A 20,019-nucleotide genomic window follows, 5' to 3' on the forward strand; every position below is an offset into this window, starting at 1 on the left:
ATATTACATTTATTTTATATTAAGTTGATATGTAATTTGGAGGATATATAATGACAAACAATGACTTTTTTAACGTTTTATATGAACGCACATCTACACGTGCATTCAACCCTGAAAAAGAAATTTCATCTACAGAGTTACATGAAATTTTAAAAGCAGCTGCGCAAGCACCTTCTGCTTGGAACTTGCAACACTGGAAATTCCTTGTTTTCCAAGGCGAAGATGTACAAAAACGATTACACCCAATTGCTTATAACCAACAACAAATTCTTGATGCTTCTGCCGTAGTCGCTATTTTAGGTGATTTAGAGGCATATAAAAATGTTGAACCTGTTTACGGTCCAATTGTAGAACAAGGATTTATGAAAGCAGACGCAAAAGAGCGCTTAGCTAAAAATATTGAATCTGCATATACTCGTGAGCAATACCCACGAGATGCTGCCTTTTCAAATGCTGCTTTAGCAGCAATGCAACTTATGCTTGCTGCTAAAGCAACTGGCTGGGATACTTGCGCAATTGGTGGTTTCAACCCACAAGCACTAATGGAAGAATTTAATGTTTCATCTCGTTACGTACCAATTATGCTTATTACAATTGGTGAATCAACTTTAAAAGGTCACCCTGCACCGCGCATGAACGTAGAACAAGTAAGTGAATGGGCGAAATAATAAAAACGAAGGTAATTTCATTACCTTCGTTTTTTTATATCCTGTCACACATCCGTAATATTACAATGTATTATTCGACATCTACACATAGAGAAATTGTAATTTTTACGCTATCACCATAAACAAATATGGCGTTTTGTGTCGAAATTTGTTAAAGCATTGAAATATAACCGTGTATTTTTGTTACAATTGTGATACAATGATAACAAATAGATAACAAGAGAGGGATTTTCATTGAGTTCATACGGAAGCTTTATCGCACTTTTGAGTTACATAGTAACTGTACTACTGCTATATTTTATTGGCGATGCTGCAAACATATCAGTGTTACAATTCCCTAAAGAAGAAGCGTTACAATTAGAAGCAGAAAAACATACTGCACGATCCATTGCACCACTACTCTTAGCTCTTCCTGTATATATCATCGTTTTATATAAAAGCAAAAAAGTGTAAAGGCTACCTAATTCATTCATTTCGGTGGTCTTTACATTTTTTTGTGACATTTCCCCTATTTTAAACATCATTCCATACTAAATACCCATCTAGTCATTTAAAATGAGAAAATCCCCTAGAAAAATTTCCATTATCTGTCCAGTCACTAACTACCGAACTTACATAGATTATAAGTGTGAAGGGGGTGATGAGGATTATGTTTGGATCATTTGGATGCTGTGATAACTTTAGAGACTGTCATCATCGTGAAAGAGAGTGTGACCATCGCGACCATCGCGATCATCGCGAGAAAGAGAAAGAGGTAAAACCACAACAAACAGCTGTATGTAACGTACTTGCTAGCATTTCAGTTGGAACAGAGCTTTCTCTTTTAAGCATTAGAGGTAACGGAACATTCAATAATGTAATTTTTGAAGGTTTCGCTAACGGTGTTGCTCTTTTCTCTGCTTTAGCTCGTAATGACAAAGACAACAAAGATAACAATAAAGACGATAAGAACAATCAAAATCGAAATACTTTTACTGGCATTTTACGTGTTTGCCCAACTGATATCGTTGCAATCGCTATCTAATTCTGTTCTTTATCCTCAATAGCCGCAAAATAAGATATACTTTTCTCATAGAAAAAACCTGAGACCGATTTCAAATCGACTCAGGTTTTTTTACTATTATATGCTTTTAACTAATTCAACAACTTCTTCAGCAGTTGACATTGTTAATGCTTTTTCTGCTAATGTTTCCATTTCTGCTTTTGACAACTTGCTTAGTTGTGTTCTTGCAGGAAGAATAGATGTTGCACTCATACTGAACTCATCTAAACCTAAGCCTAATAATAATGGGATAGCAAGTGCATCTCCCGCCATCTCACCACACATACCAGCCCATTTGCCTTCTTTATGAGCAGCATCGATAACCATTTTTACAAGACGTAAAATAGATGGGTTATATGGTTGGTATAAGTAAGCTACACGTTCGTTCATACGGTCTGCAGCCATTGTGTATTGGATTAAGTCATTTGTTCCGATAGAGAAGAAATCAACTTCTTTGGCGAATTGATCTGCTAATACTGCTGAAGCTGGAATTTCAACCATCATACCAACTTCAATAGAATCAGAAACAGTTGTACCCGCTTCTACAAGTTTTGCTTTCTCTTCTAATAAGATTGCTTTCGCTTGACGGAACTCATCAAGAGTTGCAATCATTGGGAACATAATTTTTAAGTTACCGTATACGCTAGCACGAAGTAATGCACGAAGTTGTGTACGGAACACATCTTGCTCATCAAGACATAAGCGAATTGCACGGTATCCTAAGAATGGGTTCATTTCTTTTGGTAAATGTAAGTATGGAAGTTCTTTATCTCCACCGATGTCAAGTGTACGAACAACGACTGGTTGATCTTCTTTTACACCTTCAAGAACTGCTTTATACGCTTCGAACTGCTCTTCTTCTGTTGGAAGATTGTCACGGCCCATGTATAAGAATTCTGTGCGGTATAAACCAACGCCTTCTCCGCCATTATCGATAATACCTTGTACATCATTTGGTGTTCCGATATTAGCAACAAGCTCAACGTGATGTCCATCACTTGTTACAGTTGCTTGGTCTTTTAATTTTGCCCATACAACTTTTTGCTCTTCAAATTTCGCTTTCTTTTCTTCAAAAGAACGAAGAGTTTCTTCAGATGGGTTTACAATTACTTCTCCATCTAAACCGTCAATGATTACGATATCGCCGTTTTGGATTTTCTCCATAACAACTTTCGTACCAACAACAGCTGGAATTTCCATAGAACGAGCCATAATTGCAGAGTGAGATGTACGTCCACCGATATCAGTTGTGAAACCTTTTGCATACTTACGGTTTAACTGAGCTGTATCAGATGGTGTTAAATCTTCAGCAATGATGATTACTTCTTCAGAAATTGTACCAGGGTTTGAGAAGTTAATTCCTAGTAAATGTGCAAGAACACGTTTTGTTACGTCGCGAATATCCGCAGCACGTTCTTTCATGTATTCGTTATCCATGTTTTCAAACATAGAAATAAACATTGATGCAACTTCATCCATTGCAAATTCAGCATTTACTTTTTCGCCATTTACTTTATCTTTTACTGGATTTACTAATTCTGGATCATTTAATACTAATAAATGTGCTTCAAAGATAGCAGCTTTATCAGCACCTAGCTCAGCAAAAGCATGGTCCTTAATAGCTTCTAGTTCAGATTTTGCTTTCTCAAGCGCAGCGTCTAAGCGTGCAATTTCAGCAGCTTCGTCTGTAATTGATTTCTTTTCAATGTTAAATTCAGGATTCTCAAGTCTGAAAGCCTTTGCAATAGCAATCCCACTTGATGCAGCGATCCCTTGAATGTTAAGAGTCATTATTCTCCTAATCCTTCGTTTTTCATAGTTTCTTCGATAGCTGCTAGTGCTTGAGCTGCATCATCACCATTTGCAGTGACCTTAATTTCCGCGCCTTGTTGAATTCCTAAAGACATAACACCCATGATTGATTTTAAGTTAACGTTTTTTCCGTTATACTCTAAGTTGATGTCAGAACCAAATTTGCTTGCAGTGTTTACAAGTAGAGTTGCTGGACGAGCATGAATTCCTGAGTCGCTAGTTACTTTAAAGATTTTTTCCATGATAATTTATCTCCTTCAAATACAGTATTTTTTTAGTTGTATAGACGTGAGTACTACATCATCTATTGTATATAATAGGCGATGTTCGGTCAACCACATCGCCTATTATAATTATAAACATTTTGCGTCAAATCCCTACTGAATGTCAATAATAGCGTTTTCGCCCTTCTTAACATTTCCATCTTTTTTCAATTCGACTTGTTGTCCTTGTTGTAAATTCGTAAAGACGATTGGTGTAATAATAGATGGTGCATTTTCTTTTACAAATGCAAGATCTACTTTTAATAATGGTTGTCCTTGCTTCACTTTATCACCTTGTGCTACAAGCGCTTCAAAGCCTTCACCATTTAATTTTACAGTATCAATACCGAAGTGGATTAAAATTTCTTTTCCGCCTTCAGACTGAATACCAATCGCATGTTTTGTAGGGAATACATTTACAATCTCACCATTAACCGGAGAAACTACTGTTCCTTCTGTTGGCTCAATCGCAAATCCATCTCCCATCATTTTCCCTGAGAATACTTGGTCAGGTACTTCTGTAATCGGTAAGATTTTCCCTTCAATTGGTGAAACGATTGTTTCATTTTCATCAACCTGTTGAGGAGCTTCTTCCACTTTTATAGGCGCTTCTTTTTCAACATGAGGTGTACGACCTGACATAATATCATGAATTTGTGATTTTAATGTGTCAGATTTCGGTCCGAAAATAGCTTGAATGTTATTTCCAACTTCAAGTACACCGGCTGCTCCAAGCTCTTTTAAGCGGTCTTTATTTACATTTTTTTGTTCGTTAACTTGAACGCGTAAACGAGTAATACAAGCATCTAACGAAGCAATGTTTTCTTTACCACCAAGTGCTACTAATACTTCACGTGGAAGTTCTCCTGCTTCTGTTTTCCCTGCGCCTTCATTAGCATTCGCTACTTCACGACCAGGTGTTTTTAAGTTCCATTTACGGATTGCGAAACGGAATCCGAAGTAGTAAATAACTGCTAGTACAAGACCAACAATAATTACCCACCACCATGCCGTACGACCTGGTAGTACACCGAATAATATGAAGTCAATTAAACCACCAGAGAATGTCATACCAATTTTAACACCTAAAATTTGCATTGTCATAAATGATAGACCAGCGAATACTGCATGAATTCCGAATAATACTGGTGCTACGAATAAGAATGAAAATTCAAGCGGTTCTGTAATACCTGTTAAGAAAGATGTTAATGCAGCAGATCCTAAAATACCAGCTGCTAATTTTTTATTTTCCGGACGTGCTTCATGGTACATTGCTAAAGCTGCTGCTGGAAGACCGAACATCATGAACGGATACTTACCAGTTGTAAATGTACCTGCTGTTAATTCTACGCCGTCTTTTAACTGTGCCATAAAGATTTTTTGGTCACCACGGATTAATTCGCCAGCTGCATTTGTATACTGACCGAATTCGAACCAGAACGGTGAATAGAAAATATGATGTAATCCAAATGGAATTAATGAACGTTCGATTAAACCGAATATAAATGCTGCTATCGTTCTATTTGCATCAATCATTTGATGTGAGAACGTATTTAAGCCACCCTGAATGTATGGCCAAATAAAGCACATGATAATACCTACCACTAAAGAGAATGTTGCAGTTGCGATTGGTACGAAACGCTTACCTGCAAAGAAACCTAAGTATGATGGTAATTCAATGTTAAAGTATTTATTATAACAATATGCCGCTACTATCCCGACGATAATACCACCAAACACTCCTGTTTGCAGCGTTGGAATTCCTAATACGTTTGCATATGCTGGATCTGAAAATCCAATTTTCACTGGATCTGTTCCAGTGCTTGTTACTTTCACTAGTTTATCTACTTCTAAGAACACACTCATCGTTTTGTTCATAATTAAGTATCCGACGAACGCTGCTAAACCAGCTACTCCGTCTCCACCAGCTAAACCGATCGCTACCCCAACTGCGAATAATAGCGCAAGGTTAGCGAAAATAATATCGCCAGATTGTTCCATAATTTTTGCAACCATTACGAACCAATCTGCTTTTAAAGCAGGGATAACATTTGTTAGTTGTGGATTTTGAAATGCATTACCAAATCCAAGTAAAATACCTGCTGCCGGTAAAATCGCTACTGGAAGCATAAGCGCTTTTCCGACTTTTTGAAGAACACCAAAGATCTTCTTAAACATGGAAACCCTTCCTCTCTTATCTATATTGATACTTTTCGACAAACGCCAAAAAGGCATGAGGAAAAAAAAGATAGAACGATAGCTATACAAAGGGTAGTATGTCCCTTTCTTTAGCTTACATTCCCAACTTTTCTCCACTCATGCCTGATCGAATCAGTAACACGTGTCAAAAATAGGATTACGTATAAGTTCACTATAATTAAAGCAAACGTTTTCGTTATTTACCTTAATGTGTTTGTCGAATTTTGTATAACTTTGCAATAGTTATTATACATAACTATTGTAAGCGATTCAATCATTTTTTTTAACGTTTTCATTTTAGACAAAAATATATGTCTTTTTACACATGTTCTGCTTTCACTAATCGTTGTAAATGCATCGTTAAATAAATACTCTCCGCTTCATAAACAGGAAGTTGTAATTCGTTCTGCATTACTTTGACTAGCTTCCATGCCAAATTGTAACAAACTGGATATTCTAATTTTAATAAATCAGCAAAACTTTGTGCTTCTTCTACTTTTTCTCCTTTTTTCACCCGTTCAATAGCATATTGTAAATGGCGAATAAGGCGTAAATAATGAATGCTTTCTTGGTCTAATGTAATTTGTAGGTTTGTCTCAATTAAAGACACAAGTTGTGCAATAAGACGAGAATTTTGATTAACAGAAGATAAATCAGAGTTTGTAAGCGAGCTATAAATATGGAGTGCGATAAAGCCAACTTCTCCTTCTGGCAATGTAATTTGCAAACGAGAATTTAAAAGTTTCACAACTCCTTCAGCAATTTCATATTCTTCTGGATATAGCATTTTCGTTTCAACTAAAAAAGGATTATCTATTGTAAGTCCTTGTTTCAGCCTTTTAATTGCAAAAGAAATATGATCTGTTAAAGCGATATGAATATGTTCATTTAATGGAGACTCCGCTTTTTCTTGAATGTATAACATAATATCATTCATCAATTCAATTAGCTTTTCACTCACATGCGGCACTAAAAGTTTGTATTGTTCTCGATCACGTTCATTTTTTAAAACAAACATTTTCTCAATTTGTTCTTGCTCCAACACATCTTCAGCCTTTTTTCCAAATCCAATTCCTTTACCGATCACTACTACTTCCTTGTGTTCAGGATGGCTAGCAATGATGACATTATTATTTAAAACTTTTTTAATTTCTAGATAATTACTCATATAACACCACCCTCGTACTTAAATAGCCTACTTTTATGTTACAGAACATTCTTCTTTGTCGTCAATGTAAAACATCTACCATTTGATAAAAATTCATTTTTTAGACATGTTTGTATATGATGCGTATAATGTAAGAGCAACTGTACATAGAAAGGAGATAGCAACATGATTAAAATGTTTGTAAGTGATATTGACGGTACAATGATGCAGCATGGAGGTCTGATTGATGAACAGGATGTTGCGGCACTTCGCAGTCTTGCTGAGCAAAATGTTATTCTTTGCTTCGCTTCTGGACGACTTGATAATGAAATCGCAGACTTAATGAAAGCTGTAAATACAAATTTCCATCGTATTAGTGTAAATGGTGTGTTTGTATACACTAATGAAAATAAGCAACTATTATCCGCAAATTTTGATTCCAGCATTCTTCCTGATTTACTAGCTATGACAAATCAAGACCCTTATTTCCGTTATGTAAGTGATGAGCATAATTACTATATTGAAGAAAAGACACCTTTTATTCATGAACTCGAAAAACAAGTAGCAATGACTTCTGTTGAAGAACCAAATTTATTACAGAAAATCGATGATACAATTTTTCCAAATAAAATTTCTATCGGTGGAACAAAGGAAAACTTACAACTCCTTCAAAAAAAGATCGATGAAAAATTCCATGGAAAAGTTAGTACTTTCATTTCAGCTGAACAATGTTTAGATGTAATGCCACCTAATATTAGTAAAGGTTCTGCTATTTCTATTTTATTAAAAGAATTTCAAATACAACCAGAGGAAATTGCTTGCATAGGGGATTCTTATAATGATATTCCAATGTTCTCTTTAACTCCTCACAGTTTTGCTATGTCTCAAGCAGATGACGCAGTAAAAGAGCACGCTCACTATGTAGTAAATACGGTTAAAGATGCTGTTAACCACGTAATTGCTCATAATAAAAATACGACTCACTCCTTATAAGGATGAGTCGTATTTTTATTTCTTTACATGTTGAAAACATCAAAGTTCACTGTACTTCACAAACTGAAATATATTACTTGTTACGTGCGATGTTCGTAATAAACTTGTAACGATCCCCACGATAAATACATTTCACATACTCTAACGGTAACTCACCTTCTGCATATGACCATTGACGCATTACAAGTACAGGCGCCTTTTTAGGAATATGCAGATGTTCAGCTTCATTATCCGTTGCAATTGAAGCTTCAATTGATTGAGTAGCGCGAACAAGCTTAAAGCCCAGTTTTTTCTCTAAATGTTCATATAAAGATTGTTGTAATATTTCTTCGTTAATATCTTTCACAAGAGTTGGCGACAAATATGTCGTCTCAAATGCAATCGGTTCGTCATCAGCTAAGCGCGTACGTCTCACTTCATAAACCGATTCTCCCTCTTGTATTCTCAGCCGGTCTGCTATTTTAGCAGTAGCTGGAACTAGGCGGAAACTTAATAACTGGCTGCTCGGTTTCATACCACGAGATATCATATCTTCTGTGAATCCCGTCATTCCTTGCAACTTTTGCTCCACTTTCGGAAGTTGGACGAACGTTCCAATCCCACGTTTCCGGTATAAATAACCTTGTTCCACTAAGTTATTAATCGCCTGTCTGATTGTCATACGACTCACTTCGAACTTATCACAAAGTTCATTCTCAGATGGAATTTTATCTCCCGGCTTCCATTCGCCTTCCTCAATTAGCTGTTTCACCCACTCTTGAATCTGATAATAAATCGGAAATGGTGAATACTTGTCGATGTTCATCAGCAATCGCCTCACTGCATAAAGATAGAGCTTCTGGATCTGCGATTACGGTTACATTCGGATGACGTTGTAAAACTGTAGCAGGACACGCCTCACTATATTCACCTTGCAATAATTCTTTAATAGCTTCTGCCTTTTTAGATCCCATAGCAACAAGAAGAATTTGTTTCGCTTTCATAATACTTCCAATTCCCATTGTAATCGCATGAGTCGGCACATCTTCTTCATTTTCAAAGAAGCGAAGGTTTGCTTGGCGTGTAGATTCTGTTAATTCTACAATGTTAGTTGGAGAATTAAATGGTGTTCCTGGCTCATTAAATCCGATGTGACCGTTTTCACCGATTCCAAGAATCTGTAAGTCAACTGGGTTAGCTACTAGAATGCCTTCATAACGCTTGCACTCTTCCTCTAAATCACTTGCCATCCCATTCGGTACATAAGTTTGTTTAAATGGAAGATGATCAAACAACTGTTCTTGCATGAAATAGTGATAGCTGTTTTTATCTTCGTGTGGTAAATTTACGTACTCATCTAAGTTTACAGTGGTTGCATGACTTGTATCAAGTTTATTTTTTCGCATTTCTGCATAAATACCTAATGGAGAGCTTCCTGTAGCCATTCCTAAAGTTGGATTTTCTTTTGATTTTACAACCTCTTTAATTAACTTATAACCTGCTTCTGCTAATTCTTCTGGAGTTTTTACAACTAGAATATTCATCTAATTACTTCCCTTCCTTCATATGAATTCCTAAACGAACCGTATCATATACATGTAATTCTTCAGTCATAACAACAAAGTCTGCATCTTTACCTACCGCTAACGCACCTTTATTATTTAATCCAAATTCTTCTGCTTGGTTAACTGATGTCATTAACACTGCCTCCTCGATTGAACATCCTGTAAATTCAATTACATTTCGGAAAGCTTGATCCATTTTTAAAATACTACCAGCTAACGTTCCATCTTCTAATCGGGCACTGCCATCTTTTACATGTACTGGCTGTCCGCCAAGCTCATATAATCCTTCTTCAAGACCTTTTGCACGCATTGCATCTGTAATGACACTTACTTTTTTCGGTCCTTTTAATTTATATGCTAATTTCACCATATCAGGGTGAATGTGAATACCATCTGTAATTACTTCAACCATTACATCTGGATTTAATAACACATGACCAACAACTCCTGGTTCACGATGATGTAATCCACGCATTTGATTGTATAAATGTGTTGCATGTGTAATTTTTCTATTTTTCAGTTGTGCATCAATTGCATCTGTATGCCCCATTGTGCCAACAACACCTGTTTCAGCAAGATACTGTTCAAACTCTAACGCACCTTCTTCTTCCGGTGCATATGTTACTAATTTAATTAGATTGCCGCTTGCTTCCTGCCATTGTTTAAATTGCTCGATACTCGCAGGAACAATATGTTCAAGTGGTTGTGCACCCGCACGTTTTTTTGAAACATATGGTCCTTCTAAGTGAATATATTCGAAATGTGCTCCTTTGTCTTTCGCTTCCTTCGCAGCACTTAGCGCCGCTTCAATCGCTTCTGGAGCTTGTGTCATTGTTGTTGGGAAGTAAGTTGTAACTCCTTCTTTTAACATTTCTTTACCAAGAGTTACTAATCCATCGCTATTTGCATCCATCGCATCAATATCGTATCCACCATGAATATGAACATCAATCATACCTGGAATCACAATCTTTCCTGCCACATCTAACACAGTTTCATTTTCTTGTGATACATATTGAGCCATCAAACCAATTTCTTTAACTGTTTCTGTGTAACGAATAAACCCGTTTTCCACTACTTCTTTACCTGTATAAATTTCGGCATTGATGACAACTTGCGTTTTCATTTTCATCGACCCTTTCCCATGAAATACCTACTTATTATTATTACCTTATTCGCCTAATTCCATCTTAATATACACACAAGTAGTTGTCTATACATTCTAATGAAATTTCCTCTTCGTTCAGTGAAAAAAGGAAATTGATTTCTTTTTCATTCTAATATATATTATCCATTTTTACCAAAATGGATAATAACCTCTTATATAATTAGTTACTTAAGTAATGGCATAAGACCGCTTGCCCCCATAGTAATATGTTCACCATCTGTTTCTATTTCCACAGTTCGCTTGTTTGTTCCATATATCATTATACCACGCTGTTTTAATCGTCTTACTACACTCTGATGAGGATGCCCATACGGATTTCTACTCCCGTACGAAAGAATAGCGAATTGTGGATCTACTTTTTTTAAGAATGTTTCACTCGTTGAAGTATACGAGCCATGATGCCCAACTTTTAATACATCTGCATGTACATCAAATTGCTTTAATATTTCATTTTCCGTCCGTATATCAGCATCACCCATTAATAAAAAGTCCGCTTTACCATATCGAATCTTTAACACAATTGAGGACTCGTTATTCTCGTCTTTCGATTTACCATTGTTTAATACTTGTATAGAAACATGTGGATCTAACGGTATGTATTGTCCTTCCTTCACTGAAATGAAAGGTATGCCCCTTTTTTTAATATTATTCCGATACGTATGATAAGTAAATGAACTATATGTTTTTCCACTATCTAATACGAGTGAAACCGGCATTTGTTCTACAATTGGAATAAGCCCCCCTATATGGTCCATATCAGGATGAGTACTTACAATCACATCTAAATGATTAATTCCTTTTTCAATTAGTTTTTGAATAATAACCTCTCCCGCTTCATAAGGGCCCCCATCTATTAACATCGTTTGACCATTTGGCAATGTAATAAGTGTCGCATCACCTTGTCCAACTTTTAAAAAACTCACTTTCATTTTACCAAAATGTTGCCGATGCATATGTATAGAAGACGCAGTATGAATAGACATCATATATCTTTTAGCCGATGCGCTGTTTAACGAAAAACATAATAAAACAGAAACCAACAATAGAATACTCCGTACACCTTTCATAACTCGTCTCCTTTTTTCATTTAGTATGGCACGCTCTGTAATTGATATACAAAAAAAGCTTAGCAAAATGCTAAGCTTTTATTTTGATAATTCCTGTAAAGAACCAAAGAATAAATCTGCTTCATTCATTTGTTCATTTTCTTCCGAAAGAGGTGGTAAATCATCTAATGTTTTCAATCCAAACGTATCTAAAAATTCTTTCGTCGTTCCGTATAAAATAGGGCGCCCTGGTCCTTCCGCTCTTCCCGTTTCTTTTATAAGTAAGTGTGAAACTAACGTTTGTAATGCCTTGTCCGTTTTCACACCTCTAATCTCTTCCATTTCTGTCCTTGTAATCGGTTGACGGTACGCAACGATTGCCAACGTTTCAAGAGCTGCTTGAGAAAGTGAAGCCGCGGTTGGAGTATCTATTAATTTTTGATAGTACGAAGCATGTTCTTTCTTTGTTGCAAAACGATACACTTTTGCATATTGTACAATTTGCAAACCGCGATTCGATCCTTCGCATTCTTTTTGCATTTCCTCTATACTGTTTAGTACTTCTTCCACTTCAACTTCCAGAACTTTAGCTATCTGTTCCGGATAAATCCCTTCGTCACCTGCAACAAATAAAAGCCCTTCAATAATCGCTTTTTGTTCTTTTCTATCCATTTTACGAACTCCTTCCTCCTATTTCCCATAAAAAACACACATAAAAAAACCGAATCACAGTAAATGCGTTCGGTTCAATATTTCTTCTCTCGTTCCAAACGATACATTAAAACCTAACATGAGATAAAATATTTCTATCCCATCTTCACATCAACTCTATACGGATTTATTAGAGCTTGATACGAAAATTTCATCAAAATTATGTTCCTGCTCAATTATGATTTGTTGATTTTTCATTAGCTCAAGAACCGCTAAAAATGTTACAACCATTATTTCACGTTCTTCATCAGCAAACAAATCATAAAAGCTTTGACGACCGCCTCTTACTTCTAATTGTTGTAGAATATCAGTCATTCGCTGTGCAATTGGTATTTCTTGACGAGTAATTCGCGTTGTTACGGGGTTTTTTGCTTTTTTACGACGCATTAGCTTTTGAAATGCCGCTAACATATCATATAACGTAACATCAAGAGGTAAGCTTGTCTCCTCTTCTTGTTGAAATGATGTAAAATCAATTGGCGGACGTGTATATAGCTGTGCTCTTTCTTGTTCTCTTTCTTTTAACTCAGTAGCAACTTGCTTATATTTCTTATATTCAATTAACCTCTCCATCAATTCTTGACGAGGATCATCTATAAAGTCTTCACCGTTATCAGGTACATCTTCTTCTTGTTTCGGTAACAACATTTTACTTTTAATTTGTAATAACGTTGCAGCCATTACTAAATACTCACTGGCAACATCTAATTGTAATTCTTTCATCGTATGGACATAAGATAGATATTGCTCTGTAATTTTCGCTACAGGAATATTATATATATCAATTTCGTAACGATTTATTAAGTGTAACAATAGATCTAAAGGCCCTTCAAAAGCCTCTACTTTAAAATTATACTGCACAAAGCATCCCACCACATTTTTTCTATAACACCATAAGTATAGAGCATACTCATGTTCTATCCAACCTTTTTAAGAAATTTAATTAAAAATAGACCTATGCCCATGTCATAATGCCCACCGCTTCATATGATAACAATGTAGTAAGAACAATGTAGGAGGTCAAAAAACTATGGGTCACGTTGATTGCGGTTTTAGCGGTGGGTTCGCATTACTTGTTGTACTGTTCATTTTACTAATCATTGTAGGGGCAGCTTGCTTCTGCTAATAGGACGCAATAAAGCGACTAGGGATATTTCCCTAGTCGCTTATTGTTAATATTTCTATGATAAACTGTACATATAACCGTTAGACAGGAGCGAATAAAATGTATCCTACCGAGTACGTACAATTTTTAATTCATTTTCACGGAGACTATGATTATTTTGAATGTCATGAAATATTAGAAGAGTATTGGAAATTAAAACCTAGAGGCGAACGCGACAATTACTTAGTCGGTCTCATTCAAATTGCTGTTTCCTTATACCATCACAGACGATCCAACTGGAATGGTGCAGAGAAGATGATGAAAAGCGCAATAGCACTTTTAGAAAAGAACAGTACATCTTTACATCAATTAGGAATAGATCATAAACAACTTATGTTCTTATTAAATGAAAGATTACACTCTATCCACAAAAAGGAAATTTTTGCGCCGTTATTTTTACCCTTATTAGACGTATCGTTAGAAAAACAATGCATACAGTTATGTAAGAAACAAAACCTCTCTTGGAAAGATGTGAACGTCATTCCTGGTGAATACATCATAAGTAAGCACACATTGCGTGATCGAACAGAAGTCATTTCTGAGCGACACGAGCAACTACAAAAAAGAAAGCAGAGATAATAAACTACTTATCCCTGCTTTCATGAATGTATATTTTGTTCAAGCTCTTTACACTTTTTGCAAAAACTTGCTGTTTGCTCATTTCCGCAAATTGTAAACTCAAGAAATTTACTCTTAAGCTCTTGAACCATCTTCGTCCCAATCCCCATATGACGGTGAGACGGATTCACGCTCAAATGCTGAATTTCCAATACCTGATCTTCTTTTTTTATAATCCCCATTATCCCAACAAAATCTTCATTTTGTTTCCACAAATACAATTGCCAATCCTCTTTCGCTTCATATTCTTTCATTGTCAATTGTAATGTTTTCACATCTTTTTCAGTTGGCATAAATGAAAGAAGCCCCATTGCAATTTTTTCATAACTTTTTTTAAAACGAATTAACATAACCCTTATCCCTTCTTACAAAAGTTACAAACTATTTATCCCCTCAATCACTCTTTTCATATCACATTCATTCTACAATATTTTTACCAGAGTGAGAAGGGGCTGAAACAACTTGATAATCATACAAAGCGTTAAGAAGAAAGTCAAATATATGTTTCCACGCTATTTCTTTCTATTACACCGCTCAAAAAAGAGACAATACTATATAGGAACTAAAAGGAAAATCCCTTTCTCATCACATTTCACTTATTAACCATTTTTGAACAAAGTAGTTCTACTAAAAGCAATATGTTAAGAGAAATACATTTATTGAAGCATATAATTCGTACTCCATCCTATGTATTTTGTTAAAAGTTTGTTCTCATGAACAATATAATTTAACGTTAGTAGCCGTCCTATTTGTGTCATATACTTTAAAATATATACCAATCCCTGTTTATAGGAAATAAAAAAAGAGAGCAAAATCGCTCTCTTTTTCTCGTAACTTATTCTTCCCAAACTTTAACTTCTTTCATTGCATCGCCTTGACGCATGTTTAATACCGTTTCAATACCGCTTGTTGCTTTACCGAATACAGTATGTACGCCATCTAAATGCGGTTGTGGCTCATGAACAACAAAAAATTGGCTACCACCTGTATTACGACCAGCATGTGCCATAGAAAGTGATCCAACAAGATGTCTATGAGGATTTCCATCAGTTTCACATGGGATAGAGTAACCTGGGCCACCTGCACCTGTGCCTGTTGGGTCTCCACCTTGGCTTACGAAGCCAGGAATAACGCGGTGGAATGTCACACCATCATAAAATCCTTGCTCTGCTAATTTTTTAAAGTTTTCTACTGTTTTTGGTGCCTCTTCTGGGAAAAATTCTAAATCGATTTTTTCGCCATTTTCCATTAATATGTATCCTAAAGTTTTCATATGTATATGTCTCCTTTCAACTATCTCAGCACTATATTACCATATTCATGACGAGAAACAAAAAGAATCCGACAATCTGCATACTTCTTTTTTGAAATGTGGAAGAAGCTAGGTGACAAATAAGAAAAATATACTATAATAACTGTGTTGCCCGAAAATTTAAGAAAGAGAAAGGGAGCGATTTTTCGTGAAAACGAAATTACTAGCTCTGCTATTAGCTGTAGCCGTATTTATTATGCCAACAGCTTCATTTGCAGACATCATTGAGGGAGAATCAATTGTTACACTAGGAGAAAACTTATCTGAACAACAGAAACAAGATCTTTTGAAAGAAATGAAAGCACCAAAAGATGCACAAATTATTACTGTATCTAATGCGGAAGAACATAAATTTCTAGAGGGCATCGTTCCAAAAGCGCAAATTGGTACGAGAGCAATTTCCTCTTCTATGATTACATACACAAAACCAGGGTCAGGTCTCATTGTACGCTCAAAAAACATTAATTCGATAACAGATGCAATGTACACAAATGCACTTATTACAGCAGGTGTGAAAGATGCAGAGATTCAAATTACTGCACCATTTAAAGTTTCAGGAACTGCTGCTTTAACAGGTTTAATGAAGGCCTATGAAACAACATCAAACAAAGCCATTCCTGAAGAAGTAAAAAAAGTAGCCAATGAAGAAATGGTACAAACAGCCCAGCTTGGTGATAAAATCGGCGAAGAAAAAGCAGTTCAACTTGTTGCAAAAATTAAAGAAGAAATTGCAAAAGAACAGCCCAAAACCACTGAAGATTTACGTTCATTAATTAAAAAAATTGCTGATCAACTTGGCATTACATTAACAGATGAACAGTTGGATAACTTAGTATCGTTATTTGATAAAATGAAAAATCTTAATATCGATTGGAACCAAGTTGGTAGCCAATTAGAAAAAGCAAAAGACCATGTGTCTGCCTTCTTAGGATCTGATGAAGGGCAAAGTTTCCTAGATAAAGTAAAAGATTTCTTCTCTAGTATCATTGATTTCGTTAAATCTTTATTCAAGTAAAAAAGAAGCTCGCCAATGACGAGCTTCTTTTTTATACAAGTAACGGTAATTTCATAATAGCTTCTTCAACCGAACGGACAACATAATTTGCTTTCTCCTTCACATACGGATGAGCATGATGGAGGGTGAAGGAGTGCGGGGTTACTTCAAACATAGAAATATCATTGAAAGAATCTCCAATACATGCAACTTCATTTGCTTCAATTTGTAAATGTTCCATTAATCGCTTCAGAGCGCTTCCTTTACTTACACCTCTTGGCATAATGTCAACATATCGCTTACCCGATATAAAGACTTCCGCTTCGCTATGAAATGTATCTCTCAACTCTTGATCTAATGCTACAATTTTTTCTTCTTCGCCAAAAACAAATAATTTCGCAGGATGTACAGTCTTCCCAAATTCCTCTTCTAACTCTTCGATTTCAGCAATATGCACTCCCATATACTCTTCAAAAGTATGGTGATGTTCATTCTTCCTTTTTGTATATCGCTGCTCATTTGCACAAACAATATCTGCTAGTCCCTTTTTATGTATATATCGATATATTTCCTGGGCAACCCCATCTTCAAAACTCGATTCATGAAATACTTTTCCATCCGGTAGTATCACTGTCGCTCCATTTAAACTAGTTGTGTAATACGGGAACGAAAACCTTTTTACCGCCTCATCAATTCGGTGAGTAAAACGGCCAGAGGCAAAACAAATATTTGTCCCATTTTCAGCTAGCCAACAAAGCGCTCGTTCATCTTCTTTTTGCATATCATTCATATTGTAAACGAGTGTATCATCTAAATCACTTACAAATAGTTTAATCATGTCCTCTTCCCCTTCCATACACAATATCTACTCTAATTGTACAAAAAAAATGTTTGATTTTTGTTAAAAAAACAATAAATTTTCAATAAAAAATAAGCGGAGCATAATCCCGCTTATTTTTGTCTTCGCACATTTTGAGGTCTTACAATACTTGGACGAACCTTTAAACTAGACATAGTTGGACGAAGTAAAATTTTCGTTAACGCGCCCCAATCAAACGGTAAAAACGGCCATAAATACGGTGTTTGCAAGCTTTTTATAGATGTTAAAAATAGAATCAATATCGTCATTCCAATGACAAATCCCATTTCATGAAATATGCCTGTTAAAATAATGACAAACAATTTCCCAATCTTATTCCCAAGCCCTAACTCATAACTTGGTGTAGCGTATGCTCCAATCATAGAAACTGCTACGTACAAAATAACTTCTGGTACAAACAAACCTACATCAATTGCAATTTGACCAATTAATATAGCTGAAATTAATCCTGCTGCCGACGACAATGATGTCGGTGTATGAATGGCGGCCATTCTTAAAAATTCGAGTCCGACTTCCGCCATCAAAATTTGTAATAAAATCGGTAAATGCGTCATCTTATTTGGTCCAATGAAAGCAAGACTTTCCGGTAAAAGAGTCGGATCAAAAACGAAAACTAGCCAAAATGGCAGTAAGAATAGCGAAAATATAACACCTACAAAACGTACCCAACGTAAAAATGTACCTACAGCTGGATTTTGTCTAAACTCTTCTGCATGCTGTAAATGGTGAAAATATGTTGTTGGAGTGATCATAGCACTTGGTGATGTATCAACGAGTACTAACACATGTCCTTCTAACAGATGATTTGCTGCTACATCTGGTCTCTCTGTGTATCGGATAAGCGGGAATGGATTATAACCTTGTTTCACTACAAATTCTTCTACCGTTTTATCCGCCATCGTAATCCCATCTACTTCAATATTATTTAATTCTTGTTTTATAATCTTCACTAAATCTGGATTTGCAACATCTTGTACGTATGTAATACAAATATCCGTTTGCGATCTATCCCCTACTCGAATCATTTCATTTCGAAGACGTGGATCGCGTATTCTTCTACGAATTAACGCTGTATTTACAACGATATTTTCAACAAAGCCATCCCTTGCACCACGCACTACCTTTTCTGTATCTGGTTCTGTCGGTGTCCGGCCCGGATAACTACGAACATCTATTGCGAACGCTTCAGTTTCACCTTCCACAAATATAACAATGAGTCCTGATAATACTTGGAGCATTACATCATCCATCGTTTTTACTTTACTTACTTGTTGATGAATTAAACGATTCTCTAAAAGCTTTACTGTATCTTCTTCTACATCCCTTATTTCATTTGTATCCACCGCTTCTTCTAAAATAGGGATAATATAATTCGTATCACAAAGTCCATTTACAAATAACACACCAATTTCTTTATTTAAAATTTGAAATTTACGAATACCAACATCGTATGTAACACCAAGTCCAACTGTTTGCTTTAAATAATTTTCATTATCACTTAAAAAAGATGAAATCGGGATATTCACTTTTTTAGGCTTCGTCATAAAAGCCACTCCTTTCCAAAATTAATTGAATCGCTTTTCTAGTAATAGGTGATCCTCTCTCCCATTCATCATTTCCGCACATCTTGCCAATATCACCGACCCCCACTATGACAGGAACATTCAGACCATCTAAACAATAAATCGTATCCCCACTAATCCTGCCAATTTCACCATCTGGGAGTCCAAATTTATCAACGCCATATTCTGTCAAATTCCCATTCCGATCTACACTTACATCTACACGCGCCCATTCCCAATGATGTGTATTAGATGCTACTGCTAAAATACCGAGTACATCAACTTGTTTATGTGTTGCGACATACTTTAACGCCTTTTCACCAGATCCTTCTCCTATAAATCCGCTGTCATCAAACATGACAAATACAGGGTCATATGGCGTTTGCATAATAAGCTCAACAACTTTCTTCCCTGTCAATTTGGTCGGATTACTTTGCGATGCTGAAATACACCTCCCCCCAAATTCCTTTGTTAACAGCTCAATTGTCCGCTTTGCATATTCATCTCCATCTGTGACCAAAACAACCCTTCGTCTCATTTGATTTATCCTTTCGGTTTACATATAAGTGCAACAAAAAATGAAAATAATATCGCTGCTGAAATCCCCGCAGACGTTAAGCTAAACATACCGATTCCAATTCCTAAATATCCATGTTTTTCTGCCGCATGCATTGCCCCGTGCAATAGTGAGTGTCCAAAACTTGTAATAGGGACTGTTGCCCCAGCACCTGCAAATTTTATAAGTTTATCGTACAATCCGAATCCGTCTAAAATAGCTCCGGCGACTACAAAAGTTGCCATTAAATGTGCCGGTGTTAACTTTGCGAAATCTAGCAACACTTGTCCAATTACACAAATAGCTCCTCCTACAAGAAATGCATATATAAAATCCACA

The 20,019-nt window shown here is 36.0% G+C and carries 23 protein-coding genes; 7 read left to right on the forward strand and 16 right to left on the reverse strand.

Annotated features, from left to right (window positions below; all coding sequences use genetic code 11):
• Window positions 1-50 precede the first annotated feature (50 nt).
• The 3 genes from QCI77_RS20615 to QCI77_RS20625 all read left to right on the forward strand — a co-directional run bounded on the left by QCI77_RS20615 (window position 51) and on the right by QCI77_RS20625 (window position 1,692).
• Window positions 51-668: a nitroreductase family protein gene (locus tag QCI77_RS20615; RefSeq protein ID WP_061674462.1), complete on the forward strand. Its 618-nt coding sequence runs from the start codon at window positions 51-53 to the stop codon at window positions 666-668.
• A 234-nt stretch (window positions 669-902) separates the two neighbouring features.
• Window positions 903-1,121, forward strand: coding sequence for a hypothetical protein (locus tag QCI77_RS20620; RefSeq protein WP_002088422.1), 219 nt, complete (start codon window positions 903-905; stop codon window positions 1,119-1,121).
• Between the two features lie 196 nt (window positions 1,122-1,317).
• A complete protein-coding gene (locus tag QCI77_RS20625) occupies window positions 1,318-1,692 on the forward strand; it encodes a DUF3915 domain-containing protein (RefSeq protein ID WP_113769792.1) in 375 nt (124 codons plus the stop codon).
• Window positions 1,693-1,788: 96 nt separating this feature from the next.
• Here the strand turns inward: QCI77_RS20625 and ptsP are convergent, their stop codons facing one another.
• The 4 genes from ptsP to glcT all read right to left on the reverse strand — a co-directional run bounded on the left by ptsP (window position 1,789) and on the right by glcT (window position 7,152).
• The gene (gene ptsP, locus QCI77_RS20630) at window positions 1,789-3,501 is read right to left on the reverse strand and encodes a phosphoenolpyruvate--protein phosphotransferase (protein ID WP_113769793.1); all 1,713 of its coding nucleotides are present in this window, start codon (window positions 3,499-3,501) and stop codon (window positions 1,789-1,791) included.
• Window positions 3,501-3,764, reverse strand: coding sequence for a phosphocarrier protein HPr (gene ptsH, locus QCI77_RS20635; RefSeq protein WP_002033915.1), 264 nt, complete (start codon window positions 3,762-3,764; stop codon window positions 3,501-3,503). Before ptsH ends, ptsP begins: the two co-directional genes overlap by 1 nt.
• Before the next feature lie 135 nt (window positions 3,765-3,899).
• On the reverse strand, window positions 3,900-5,963 hold the full coding sequence (gene ptsG, locus QCI77_RS20640) for a PTS glucose transporter subunit IIABC (RefSeq protein ID WP_113769794.1): 2,064 nt from the start codon (window positions 5,961-5,963) through the stop codon (window positions 3,900-3,902).
• 340 nt (window positions 5,964-6,303) lie between these two features.
• The gene (gene glcT, locus QCI77_RS20645; protein ID WP_353825416.1) at window positions 6,304-7,152 is read right to left on the reverse strand and encodes a glucose PTS transporter transcription antiterminator GlcT; all 849 of its coding nucleotides are present in this window, start codon (window positions 7,150-7,152) and stop codon (window positions 6,304-6,306) included.
• A 165-nt stretch (window positions 7,153-7,317) separates the two neighbouring features.
• Here glcT and QCI77_RS20650 point away from each other — a divergent pair, with 165 nt between their 5' ends.
• The gene (locus tag QCI77_RS20650) at window positions 7,318-8,124 is read left to right on the forward strand and encodes a Cof-type HAD-IIB family hydrolase (protein ID WP_002088430.1); all 807 of its coding nucleotides are present in this window, start codon (window positions 7,318-7,320) and stop codon (window positions 8,122-8,124) included.
• A 73-nt stretch (window positions 8,125-8,197) separates the two neighbouring features.
• Here the strand turns inward: QCI77_RS20650 and phnF are convergent, their stop codons facing one another.
• From phnF to QCI77_RS20680, 6 genes are all read right to left on the reverse strand, one after another.
• A complete protein-coding gene (gene phnF / locus QCI77_RS20655) occupies window positions 8,198-8,929 on the reverse strand; it encodes a phosphonate metabolism transcriptional regulator PhnF (protein WP_012261644.1) in 732 nt (243 codons plus the stop codon).
• A complete protein-coding gene (nagB, locus tag QCI77_RS20660; RefSeq protein ID WP_002033913.1) occupies window positions 8,859-9,647 on the reverse strand; it encodes a glucosamine-6-phosphate deaminase in 789 nt (262 codons plus the stop codon). The genes phnF and nagB overlap by 71 nt, the downstream gene beginning before the upstream one ends.
• Window positions 9,648-9,651: 4 nt before the next feature.
• Complete coding sequence (gene nagA / locus QCI77_RS20665; RefSeq protein WP_002088433.1) at window positions 9,652-10,794, reverse strand: N-acetylglucosamine-6-phosphate deacetylase; 1,143 nt, start codon at window positions 10,792-10,794, stop codon at window positions 9,652-9,654.
• A 206-nt stretch (window positions 10,795-11,000) separates the two neighbouring features.
• Entirely contained in the window at window positions 11,001-11,903 is a 903-nt protein-coding gene (locus QCI77_RS20670; RefSeq protein WP_002143023.1) for a ComEC/Rec2 family competence protein, read from the reverse strand.
• Window positions 11,904-11,981: 78 nt separating this feature from the next.
• Window positions 11,982-12,554 (reverse strand): SMC-Scp complex subunit ScpB, encoded by a 573-nt coding sequence (gene scpB / locus QCI77_RS20675; RefSeq protein ID WP_012261645.1) that lies wholly within the window; start codon window positions 12,552-12,554, stop codon window positions 11,982-11,984.
• 156 nt (window positions 12,555-12,710) lie between these two features.
• Complete coding sequence (locus QCI77_RS20680) at window positions 12,711-13,454, reverse strand: segregation/condensation protein A (RefSeq protein WP_353825417.1); 744 nt, start codon at window positions 13,452-13,454, stop codon at window positions 12,711-12,713.
• Between the two features lie 169 nt (window positions 13,455-13,623).
• On the opposite strand from QCI77_RS20680, the gene QCI77_RS20685 reads away from it, so the two are divergent.
• Window positions 13,624-13,719: a YjcZ family sporulation protein gene (locus tag QCI77_RS20685; RefSeq protein WP_000510194.1), complete on the forward strand. Its 96-nt coding sequence runs from the start codon at window positions 13,624-13,626 to the stop codon at window positions 13,717-13,719.
• A 99-nt stretch (window positions 13,720-13,818) separates the two neighbouring features.
• Entirely contained in the window at window positions 13,819-14,337 is a 519-nt protein-coding gene (locus QCI77_RS20690) for a DUF309 domain-containing protein (protein ID WP_353825418.1), read from the forward strand.
• Between the two features lie 20 nt (window positions 14,338-14,357).
• Here QCI77_RS20690 and ribT read toward each other — a convergent pair whose 3' ends face one another.
• Entirely contained in the window at window positions 14,358-14,726 is a 369-nt protein-coding gene (ribT, locus tag QCI77_RS20695) for a GNAT family N-acetyltransferase RibT (RefSeq protein ID WP_000908403.1), read from the reverse strand.
• Between the two features lie 485 nt (window positions 14,727-15,211).
• Complete coding sequence (locus QCI77_RS20700; RefSeq protein WP_002190570.1) at window positions 15,212-15,649, reverse strand: peptidylprolyl isomerase; 438 nt, start codon at window positions 15,647-15,649, stop codon at window positions 15,212-15,214.
• 187 nt (window positions 15,650-15,836) lie between these two features.
• Here QCI77_RS20700 and QCI77_RS20705 point away from each other — a divergent pair, with 187 nt between their 5' ends.
• Window positions 15,837-16,703: a DUF1002 domain-containing protein gene (locus QCI77_RS20705; RefSeq protein ID WP_002143030.1), complete on the forward strand. Its 867-nt coding sequence runs from the start codon at window positions 15,837-15,839 to the stop codon at window positions 16,701-16,703.
• A gap of 31 nt (window positions 16,704-16,734) precedes the next feature.
• On the opposite strand, the gene QCI77_RS20710 is transcribed toward QCI77_RS20705, so the two are convergent.
• From QCI77_RS20710 to spoVAE, 4 genes are all read right to left on the reverse strand, one after another.
• Complete coding sequence (locus tag QCI77_RS20710) at window positions 16,735-17,538, reverse strand: Cof-type HAD-IIB family hydrolase (protein WP_353825420.1); 804 nt, start codon at window positions 17,536-17,538, stop codon at window positions 16,735-16,737.
• A 95-nt stretch (window positions 17,539-17,633) separates the two neighbouring features.
• Window positions 17,634-19,106: a spore germination protein SpoVAF gene (gene spoVAF / locus QCI77_RS20715; RefSeq protein ID WP_113769795.1), complete on the reverse strand. Its 1,473-nt coding sequence runs from the start codon at window positions 19,104-19,106 to the stop codon at window positions 17,634-17,636.
• Entirely contained in the window at window positions 19,093-19,662 is a 570-nt protein-coding gene (gene spoVAEA / locus QCI77_RS20720) for a stage V sporulation protein SpoVABEA (protein WP_002088445.1), read from the reverse strand. The genes spoVAF and spoVAEA overlap by 14 nt, the downstream gene beginning before the upstream one ends.
• A gap of 5 nt (window positions 19,663-19,667) precedes the next feature.
• Window positions 19,668-20,018 carry a stage V sporulation protein AE gene (gene spoVAE, locus QCI77_RS20725; protein ID WP_002014916.1) on the reverse strand — a complete coding sequence of 117 codons (351 nt, stop codon included), beginning with the start codon at window positions 20,016-20,018 and terminating at the stop codon, window positions 19,668-19,670.
• Window position 20,019: the final 1 nt, after the last annotated feature.

Origin of the sequence: Bacillus cereus group sp. MG9, from assembly GCF_040459995.1 — a bacterium.
GTDB classification, from domain to species: Bacteria; Bacillota; Bacilli; order Bacillales; family Bacillaceae_G; genus Bacillus_A; species Bacillus_A mycoides.